The sequence below is a fragment of the Thauera linaloolentis 47Lol = DSM 12138 genome, assembly GCF_000310205.1.
In the GTDB taxonomy this organism is placed as follows: domain Bacteria; phylum Pseudomonadota; class Gammaproteobacteria; order Burkholderiales; family Rhodocyclaceae; genus Thauera; species Thauera linaloolentis.
Genome location: NZ_AMXE01000167.1, coordinates 1 through 2,146, shown reverse-complemented (window position 1 = coordinate 2,146; position 2,146 = coordinate 1). Strand labels below are relative to the sequence as shown.

1 protein-coding gene is annotated in these 2,146 nt (G+C 72.5%); it reads left to right on the top strand.

Features of this window, described 5'->3' with window-relative positions:
* On the top strand, positions 1–2,146 hold a 2,146-nt coding region (locus tag C666_RS18955), incomplete at both ends, for a UvrD-helicase domain-containing protein (protein WP_004349781.1).

Below are 2,146 nucleotides of genomic sequence, written 5' to 3'. Positions count from 1 at the left end.
CGGCGGCGGTGCGCTGCCGGCGGCCGAGGCGCGGCTGATGCAGGCGTACGCGGCGGCGCGCGGCCTGGCCGGCGCCTTGCACGAAGCCGCCGCCTGCGTGCATGAAGCGCTCGGTGGCCTGAACGCCAACAGCTACAAACCGGATTCGGTGGCGAAGGCCGCCAGCCAATGGGACGGCTGGCTGGCGGCGGGCGACCCGCTGCACCCCTTGCCGGATGGCGACAGGCTGGCCTTGTTCGCCGCCGACACCCTGGAGAAGCGAAGCACCGCGGCCGGCCGCAAGAACGGCATCGCCCCGCCGCGGCATGCCTTCTTCGATGCCGCGGCCGAACTGCTGGCGGCGCGGGCCGCGGTCGAAGGCCTGCTGGCCGCCGCCCGACTGCACCTGCTGCGGCGTTTCATCGACGAAGCCTCGGCCGCGCTGCGCCGGCGCAAGGCCGAGCGCCGCCAGATCGGCTTCGACGACATCCTGTGGAATGCCCACCACGCCCTGCACTCGGGCGCACAGCCCTGGCTGGCGGCCGCCCTGCATGCGCGCTATCCGGTGGCGCTGATCGACGAATTCCAGGACACCGACCCGCTGCAGTTCGGCATCTTCGACCGCATCTACCATGCCGAGGGGCGCCACGGTAGCCTGTTCCTGGTCGGGGACCCGAAGCAGGCGATCTACAGCTTTCGCAGCGCGGACCTGTTCACCTACCTGGCCGCGCGCGATCGCACCGATGCGCGCTACACGCTGCGCCACAACCAGCGCTCGGCACCGGCGCTGATCGAGGCCTGCAACAGCCTGTTCGGCGCCAATCCGGCCGTGTTCATGATGGATGGGCTGGACTACGTGCGCGTAGGCGCCGGCAACCGGCCGCGCAAGCCGCTGGTGGATGCGACTGCACCGGCGGCGGACCTAGCGCCGCTGCAGTTGTGGCGCATCCCGCGCGATGAAACACAGGCCGAAGAGGACGACGGCGGCGGCGCGCGGCTGCCGCGCGCGCAGGCGCTGCATCGCGCCGCGCATGCCAGCGCCGCCGAGATCGCGCGCCTGTTGGCGGCGGCAGCCGAGGGGCGGATCCGCATCGGCGAGCGGCCGCTGGCGCCGTCCGACATCGCCGTGCTGGTACGCAGCCACGGCCAGGGTGCGCGCATGCGCCGCGTGCTGGCGGTTTTCGGCGTGGGCAGCGTGGAGTTGTCGCAGGCCAGCGTGTTCCATACCGACGATGCCGAGGAACTGGAGCGCGTGCTGCTGGCGGTCGCCGAGCCGCTGCGCGAGCGCCGTGTCAAGGCGGCGCTGGCGACCGCGGCGATGGGGCGCGACGCCGCGGCGCTGGCCCGCCTGGCGGAAGACGAGAGCGCCCTGCTCGGCACGCTCGATGCGTTCGCGCGCTGGCGCGAGCTCTGGCTGGCGCGCGGTTTCGGCGTCATGCTGCGGCAGTGGATGAGTGACGAGGGCGTGGCCGCGCGCCTGCTCGCACGTCCCGATGGCGAACGCCGTCTGACCAACCTGATGCACCTGGCCGAACTGCTGCAGCAGGCTGCCGGAAGCGCCGCGCCCGAAGTCCTGCTGCGCACGCTGGCCACCTGCCGCGGCGAGGGCGCCGGTGGCGAAGCGGCACAGCTGCGGCTGGAGTCCGACCGCAACCTGGTGCAGATCGTCACCATCCACCGCGCGAAAGGGCTGGAATACGGCATCGTGTTCTGCCCCTTCCTGTTCGACGGCCATGCGCGCGGCGGCAGCGACGGGGAAATGTCCGCCTGGCACGACGACGATGGCGGACTGGTGCTGGACTACCGTGCGGAGGCGGAGCGGGACAAGGCGCTCAAGGCCCGCGTGCGCCGCGAGCACCAGGCCGAGGACCTGCGCCTGATCTACGTCGCGCTGACGCGCGCCGTGCATCGCTGCTACCTGGTGGTGGGCTGCTATGCGAGCCTCGGCTTCGGCCGCGCGAGCTATGCCGAAAGCGGGCGCAGCCTGCTCAACTGGATGGTGGCCGGCGCCGGCATGGACGCCGATGACTGGGCGGAGCACAAGCCCAGCCCGTTGGGCACCGACGCCCACTGGCGTGCGCTGGCGGCGGCCAGCCTGCTCGACGGAAAGCCGACGATGCAGTTGTCCGACCTGCCCGACGGCCGGGGCGAGCCGCTCGCGCCGCCC